Annotated in this window: 11 protein-coding genes; all 11 read left to right on the top strand. The window is 42.5% G+C overall.

Going from position 1 to position 6,877, the window contains the following annotated elements:
- The first annotated feature begins 151 nt into the window (after window positions 1-151).
- The gene (locus NJ959_RS23645) at window positions 152-1,414 is read left to right on the top strand and encodes a pentapeptide repeat-containing protein (RefSeq protein ID WP_254014202.1); all 1,263 of its coding nucleotides are present in this window, start codon (window positions 152-154) and stop codon (window positions 1,412-1,414) included.
- A 233-nt stretch (window positions 1,415-1,647) separates the two neighbouring features.
- On the top strand, window positions 1,648-2,796 hold the full coding sequence (locus NJ959_RS23640) for a putative hexosyltransferase (protein ID WP_254014201.1): 1,149 nt from the start codon (window positions 1,648-1,650) through the stop codon (window positions 2,794-2,796).
- A 140-nt stretch (window positions 2,797-2,936) separates the two neighbouring features.
- Window positions 2,937-3,935 carry a glycosyltransferase family 2 protein gene (locus NJ959_RS23635; protein ID WP_254014200.1) on the top strand — a complete coding sequence of 333 codons (999 nt, stop codon included), beginning with the start codon at window positions 2,937-2,939 and terminating at the stop codon, window positions 3,933-3,935.
- A gap of 83 nt (window positions 3,936-4,018) precedes the next feature.
- The gene (locus tag NJ959_RS23630) at window positions 4,019-4,255 is read left to right on the top strand and encodes a hypothetical protein (RefSeq protein ID WP_254014199.1); all 237 of its coding nucleotides are present in this window, start codon (window positions 4,019-4,021) and stop codon (window positions 4,253-4,255) included.
- Entirely contained in the window at window positions 4,243-4,398 is a 156-nt protein-coding gene (locus NJ959_RS23625) for a hypothetical protein (RefSeq protein WP_254014198.1), read from the top strand. The genes NJ959_RS23630 and NJ959_RS23625 overlap by 13 nt, the downstream gene beginning before the upstream one ends.
- Window positions 4,399-4,558: 160 nt before the next feature.
- Window positions 4,559-4,783 (top strand): hypothetical protein, encoded by a 225-nt coding sequence (locus NJ959_RS23620; protein ID WP_254014197.1) that lies wholly within the window; start codon window positions 4,559-4,561, stop codon window positions 4,781-4,783.
- On the top strand, window positions 4,780-5,148 hold the full coding sequence (locus NJ959_RS23615; protein WP_254014196.1) for a type II toxin-antitoxin system death-on-curing family toxin: 369 nt from the start codon (window positions 4,780-4,782) through the stop codon (window positions 5,146-5,148). Before NJ959_RS23620 ends, NJ959_RS23615 begins: the two co-directional genes overlap by 4 nt.
- Window positions 5,149-5,357: 209 nt before the next feature.
- Window positions 5,358-5,591 (top strand): ribbon-helix-helix domain-containing protein, encoded by a 234-nt coding sequence (locus NJ959_RS23610; protein WP_254014195.1) that lies wholly within the window; start codon window positions 5,358-5,360, stop codon window positions 5,589-5,591.
- The gene (locus NJ959_RS23605) at window positions 5,581-5,793 is read left to right on the top strand and encodes a hypothetical protein (RefSeq protein WP_254014194.1); all 213 of its coding nucleotides are present in this window, start codon (window positions 5,581-5,583) and stop codon (window positions 5,791-5,793) included. The genes NJ959_RS23610 and NJ959_RS23605 overlap by 11 nt, the downstream gene beginning before the upstream one ends.
- On the top strand, window positions 5,783-6,160 hold the full coding sequence (locus tag NJ959_RS23600; RefSeq protein WP_254014193.1) for a hypothetical protein: 378 nt from the start codon (window positions 5,783-5,785) through the stop codon (window positions 6,158-6,160). The genes NJ959_RS23605 and NJ959_RS23600 overlap by 11 nt, the downstream gene beginning before the upstream one ends.
- A gap of 267 nt (window positions 6,161-6,427) precedes the next feature.
- The coding region (locus NJ959_RS23595) for a tetratricopeptide repeat protein (protein WP_254014192.1) at window positions 6,428-6,877 on the top strand (450 nt) is incomplete at its 3' end.

The raw sequence follows: 6,877 nt of genomic DNA, 5'->3' as shown, positions 1-6,877 counted from the left end.
TGGGGAATAGGGAATGGGGAGGGAACAAGGACAAAAGATCTAGATAGATAGAAGATGAGTAAATGGCAATGAGCAAATAACAAATAACAAACAAATAGCAATTACCAATTACCAATTACGAAATATCCCTTCTCTGCTTGAGTTGCAAGAAATGACAAACCCGCAAGATCGTTCTCAGTCCAATTTATCTATCGATAGTGCCAATGATAATATTGAGCCAATTTCAGATTCAGAAAATGGTCAATCCTCTGCCTTAGTGCCAGAGGAATCGAACCCAGCAGAGCAACACCTGTCTACGCTGTCATCTTTTCAATTGGCTACTCGCCAACAGGTTAATAAGAATATTAGCAGCAACCGAACTCCCATGACTCTAATTGCGATCGCAATCCTGATTTGGGGATTAGTACTTAATAATATTTGGATAGAAATGGCAGGAGTAATCTTCTGCTTACTCATGTCACTGTCAGTACTATGGTTACCTGCACAGAAGTTAATCGAGCAGTCTCTATCCCCACAAGAGCGATCGCAACTCCTTGCTCTTGGTTGCTTGGTAACTGCCGTAATTGGATTCGCTAATATTACTGGATTCATTCAAATATTTGAGGCAGGTTCTCTGGCAGAATGGACTGGAGCATTAGGGCAAATCATGATTGCTGTCCTCGCAGTTTATATTGCTTGGCGACAGTATATTATTTCCAAAGATTTGACGATCCAGCAAAATACAATTACTCAACAACAAACCATTGATACTTATTTTCAGGGTATCTGCGATCTAGCATTGGATGACGAAGGATTATTAGAAGATTGGCCACAAGAAAGAGCATTTTGTGAAGGACGAACGGCTGCTATTCTTACTAGTGTAGACCCCCCAGGGAAAGGCAAAGTATTGCGATTTTTGTCTCAATCTCGCTTGCTAACACCCCTAAAACGCGATCGCCATCTGGGTCGTCCTATTTTAGACGGGAATGGCGGCTACCAAGAAGATAGACTCAATGGGGTTCGGGTGATTGACCTGAATGTTATGTTAGCAGGCTCTGACTTAAGCAATACCGATCTCCGCTGGACAGAATTGAGCGAAGCCAATATGGTGAGAGCTAATCTCACTGGCTGCGACTTAGTGGGAGCAAACCTATCACGCACGATTTTATACGAAGCTATCCTATTTCGTGCGGATATGAGAGGTGTGCGCCTCTTCTACGGTTCCCTGGAAATTGCTACCCCTCGCAGCCGTGGCGAAGTACCCAACTACCGCACGGGAGCAAATACAGGTGCAGTGCTTGAAAAGGCTAATTTTACTAAGGTTCAGCGATTGGATGAGGAACAACGCAGATATTGTTGCTATTGGTGCGGCGAACAATCCCGGAAGACTATACCCGGTGGCTGTGAAGGAATTCCGAATAAGTTAGGTAGGTAAGGGAGTAGGGAGTGGGGAAGAGAGTTTTGTTAGCGCAGCGGGACGAAGTCCGTTTTGAGTTTTGAGTTTTGAGTTTTGAGTTTAAACTCTCCTTACCCCTTGTCCCCCTTGTCCCCCTTGTCCCCTCTTCTGGGAATTAAGCTTTTGTATTACACCGTCACACGGTATATTAATGACGTTGGGAAAATAATTTTTCCCCAACTGTTGAGCTGCTTCCCGAGCGGAATTGATTCATGAAACAACTTAATTTTACCGAGATCCTACCTTCATGGCTTAACTCAAAAGAAAAAACATGGCAGGAAGGGTTAATTTTTGTCCTGTCAATGTGGCTGTTGAGCCGACTGGTAATTATCGTAGCGCTCCAGATTGTTGCGCCCTTACTTCTCCTCACTCCTGTGGCTGAAAATGGCTCAGGGCAGGATTTTTTTGTGCCAAAAATGGGGTGGGAATTATTCTGTCATTGGGATGGTAAGTGGTACGAAAAAATAGCCACAATAGGTTATGAATATGTTAATAATGGCAAGATGTACTCGGTAGCTTTTTTTCCTCTATTTCCCTTACTCACCCGTGGGATAATGACATTGGGCTTGCCTTTTACAGTAGCCGCGACATTGGTGAATAATTTCGCCTTACTAGGTGCGCTATTTTTACTTTACTCTTGGACTGAAGAATACTGCGGTACTAAGGCAGCTCAATGGGCAACGGCTATACTGGCTTGGTGTCCATTTTCTCTCTACGGTAGTGTAATTTACACTGAGGGACTTTTTCTATTAGTGACTACCGCAGCTTTACGGGCATTTGAAAAACGCCGCTATGGTTGGGCGGCACTTTTCGGTACAATGGTGACTGCTAGTCGAGCGCCAGGAATTGCGCTCGTACCCGCGTTTCTCCTAGTTGCTTGGAAAGAAAAAAGACCCCGAATCGCCTATATTACAGCAATTGCTGCCAGCACAGGTCTACTTTTATTTATCCTCTATTGCGCTATCCGTTTCGGCGATCCTTTAGCATTAATTAATGTCCAGAAATCATGGCGGCCATGGCAACCGCAATTGTGGGATATATTCGCGGGATTTTTTACACAAATACGCGAGAATTCCATGAGGATTTTAATGGTATTTGGCGGTGGTTATCTCTTGTGGGATTTTCGTGCTAAACTTCCTACCTTGGCTGTTGTTTATGGCTTTTGTTCCTTGGGAGTGATTTTGGCGACTGGCTCTCTTTTGTCTCTCAATCGTTATGCTTATGGTATTGTATCATTATCAATGGCTCTGGGCTTGTTGGTATCAAAACATCCCCGTTGGGGATATGTGACTTTGGGCTTTTTCATAATATTACTCGTGCAATACTCTATTTTATTTGCATGGGGACACTGGGTAGGATAAACTGTTTGTAGGTAAGTATTTAGGCTCTAGAAAAGTAATGGGTGAGTCGCGGCAGGGTTATTGGTTACTACAATGAGATTAAAGAGGCGACTCGCCACAACCTCGAATTTAGACAAAAGTAAAAACTATTAGATAGTTGAATGGCGCTACCAAAATATTCCATAGTCATCCCCGTCTATAACGAAGAAACAAATATCCCCGAACTCTATCGGCGGTTAAGTGCCATGATGGAGCGATTAGGGGAACCCGTAGAATTAATTTTAGTGAATGATGGGAGTCGCGATCGCACTTTATGGTTGCTGCGAGATCTTCACCAGGAAGATGCACGGGTTTTCTACCTCAGTTTTGCCCGAAACTTTGGCCATCAAATTGCTGTGACAGCAGGTCTCAATTTTGCACGAGGTCAAGCTATTATTGTGATGGATGCGGATTTACAAGATCCACCAGAGTTAATTCCATCCCTGATCGAAAGTTGGCAAGAAGGCTATCAAGTAATCTACGCTCAACGTACTAAACGACGTAAGGAAAGTTGGTTTAAGCGTCTTCCAGCTTATTTATTTTATCGTATTTTGCGACATCTGGCAGATATTGATATGCCCGTAGATACAGGTGACTTTTGTTTAATGGATAGACAAGTAGTCGATGTCCTTAATGCAATGCCAGAAAGAAATCGCTATATTAGAGGATTGCGATCTTGGGTGGGTTTTCGTCAGACTTCAATTCCTTATGAACGAGATCCCCGTTTTGCAGGTGAGGTAAAGTATACTTTCCGTAAGTCTCTGGCTTTAGCAGCAGATGGTTTGGTATCTTTTTCCAAAATACCTTTACGATTCTCCACCTATGTTGGCTTACTTGCAGCATTAATAGCAGTATTAATGGGGGTGCTAGTTTTGTACTGGCGGATTGTAGCGCCTTCGTCGCCTTTGACTGGATTTGCGACAATTGCGATCGCGGTTTTCTTTCTTGGTGCTGTACAGTTAGTGAGTATCGGTATTTTGGGTGAATATGTGGGACGTATTTATGAGGAAGTGAAAGGGAGGCCATTGTATGTTTTATCAGAAGTTGGTGGGTTGACGAAAGGTAATTCATCTAGTACTACTTCCTTGGAAATTAAAGAGCAAAAATCACGTATTCCTTGACACTGAGAAGTTTTTGGGGCGGGTAATTGGATTGCTTAGAGTACATCAAATAATTTATAATCTAGAAAAGAAGGAGGAAATCTATGACTAGTACAACAGTTAACCGACAACTAGTTGAATCACTTATTCAAGCTATTTATGCCCTCTCTCCATTAGAGCAAAACATCGTGCGCTCTCGTCTCCTCTCTAACTCATTTACCGAACTACCGAGAAAATCTGTCATTGACATCTTCAATGAAACACCTGGACAACAAATATTCCAAACTCCCGAAGAAGTCGATCGATATTTACAGCAAGAAAGAGCGTCATGGGAAAGCTAACCTTACCAGAATCTAGCTTAGTCTACGTTGATACGGTAGTCATCATCTACAGAGGCTGTACAATATTTTTAACGAATGATGCAGGCTTACGGAATATATCGGGATTATCAGTGGTCGTCTTAAATGATCTGTTGGGTGAATAAAGAGCCATTGCCCCTCAGCCCACAAAAACAATAAGTACGCCTCACAAGTTGGCTTTACTGGTTGGTATTAATAATTAACTTTTGACTTTTGCTATAACCGTAAACTATCCGCCGCCAAGCTGAGTACAACTATGGCGGTAGTCTCCAAGGAGGAAGACAGATGAATCAAGAAATGCGTCAAGAAGTAGTTACTTTAGCCAGAGAATTACCTGATGAACTCTTAGCAGAAGCCTTGAGATTTTTACATTCTCTTACAGAAAAGGCACAGCAGAATCAGCCGGATAATTACTCAACTATTGAGGAGTCTGAATTTGACAAAGCAATGGGGGCTTATCGAGTTATTAGTGAAAAGTATAAAAATGCCTTAAGGGAATTAGCGCAGTGAATGAACCTTTATGGATTTCTGAAGAAATTGTGCAAGTCATCCATCAGGATCAAATTCGGCAGCATGGTGGTAGTTTAGGGGTGAGGGATGAAAATCTACTGGCTGCGAGTTTAGCTAGACCAAGACATTTGTTTACTTACAGTGAACCTGATTTATTTCAGTTGGCTGCTGCTTATGGTTATGGTTTGGCGAAAAACCATCCATTTATTGATGGTAATAAACGGACAGCTTTTACAGTGATGGCAACTTTTCTCTTGGTGAATGGCTATTTACTAGATGTTCCAGAAATGGAGGTTGTCCAAATGATGGAAGGGTTGGCAACTAACAGAGAAACTGAGGAATCTTCAGCCCAATGGTTAGGGTAAAATTCTGGATTAGTAGGGTAATTTTAATAGACTAAAATTACCCTACAGTCAGTTTTAACTGACTTAAGCTATTAGACAGTGGTTTGAACCACTGTCGGGTTATCGCGACTACTGCAAGTTATCAGTTTTGCGATCGCAGTTTCCCTAACAATACTAGGTGCTACTATATTATATAGTAGCACCTAGTTAGATCGAAGATAGAAGATACAATGTCTGTAGAATTAAAGGAAAAAGAGTTCGTGGGTGGAAAACGCAAGCGGGAGTTGATCGCGGTATACATCCCCAAAGAACAGAAAGTCGCTTTAGAGACGTGGGCAACCTCAGAAGAGCGATCCGTTTCTTGGATAGTCGCTAAACTAATCGATCGAGCACTTTGCGATCGCGCAGCGGGCACTTCGTGCCATCGCCAAAAGCAGCAGGAAGGTGCGGATAATGACAAATAACCCGCTTGGCTATCTCGAAGATCCTGAAGATGAAATCCAGCGTATGGGGAAGCCTCAAACCGAATCCGTTGTAGCAGGAACCAGAAAAAAAGCAGTTGAACGTTGCTTAGAAGAAGCAAAGGGACGACAGTTACTCGCAGTTCAACACTTTCATAAAAATATTTGGCAGTGTATTTTCCCAGGAGGTGAAGATGAAGACTAAAGGTACAATTGTTTGGGATTACAAACAGGGTTGGACTTCTCCTGAATTAGAAATTCCGGCAAGAGGTAAGATTGCTGTTTTTGTCGATTACCCAGATGATGACTTAACTATGCCCATAATTGAACCTGAAGTAGAAGAACTACTGTCAAGTTTAGGTTATGTTGGTGAGGGTCGCTACATTGGAGAAAACAATCTCCTCAAACCATCTGAGACAAAAACTGTGACTTATGTCGCAACATTTTCCCTTGAAGAGTCAAGCCATCATCTCAGAATATTAAATCAAACGATCATTCCGATGGAATGGTTTTATATTTTAAATTCAGAAGGAAATATTATCAATCTTGAAAAAGCGATCGTTCCAGCATAACACACCGCCACTGGCTAAACAGATGTATGGGGTAACATCTGTTTGTAGTAGGCACTTTAGTGCCTCAAAACCTCATCGTGTTAAGCACGCTTGATCCTGACTACGAGCGCTGCACTAAAGTATTGAAATATTGATAAAATGCGTTAAGAGAATTAGTGCAGTGAATGAAACTAATCGAGAAACTGAGGAATCTTCAGCCCAATGGTTAGGGTAAAATTCTGGATTAGTAGGATAATGTTAATGCCAATCATGGTAAAGGGTAAAAAAATGAAAGGAAAAACAAATCATCACAAATTAGTTTTCGCTTTCCTCAAAGGCGTTTCACTATCAGGAATCATCGGTGTGGCGTTCCTATCGGAGTCCGTAATAGCCACCCCCAAACCCTTAGAAACCGGGTTTCTTCTCACCATATCTGAGCGCCAACCCACTAAACTGAATAAACCGAGTTTCTTACCCCATCAAAGCACCATCATCGCCCAAAATAGCAGCAACTCAGAAGCAGATAGACTGTTGGAAGAAGGCTTACAACTGTTTCGGCAAGGAACAGCAGAATCATTGCGAGCAGCTTTAGCAAAGTGGGAAGCTGCCCGCCAACTCTATCGCGCCGCTGGGGATAAAGGCAACGAAGCCCTCACCCTGCTGGGTATGGGCAGAATTAATGACTCACTGGGAGAAAAGCAGAAAGCCCTAGACTACTACAACCAAGCTTTACCCCTA

It is taken from the genome of Limnofasciculus baicalensis BBK-W-15, from assembly GCF_024178385.1.
GTDB classification, from domain to species: domain Bacteria; phylum Cyanobacteriota; class Cyanobacteriia; order Cyanobacteriales; family Coleofasciculaceae; genus Limnofasciculus; species Limnofasciculus baicalensis.
This window is presented reverse-complemented; position numbering and strand designations above follow the sequence as displayed.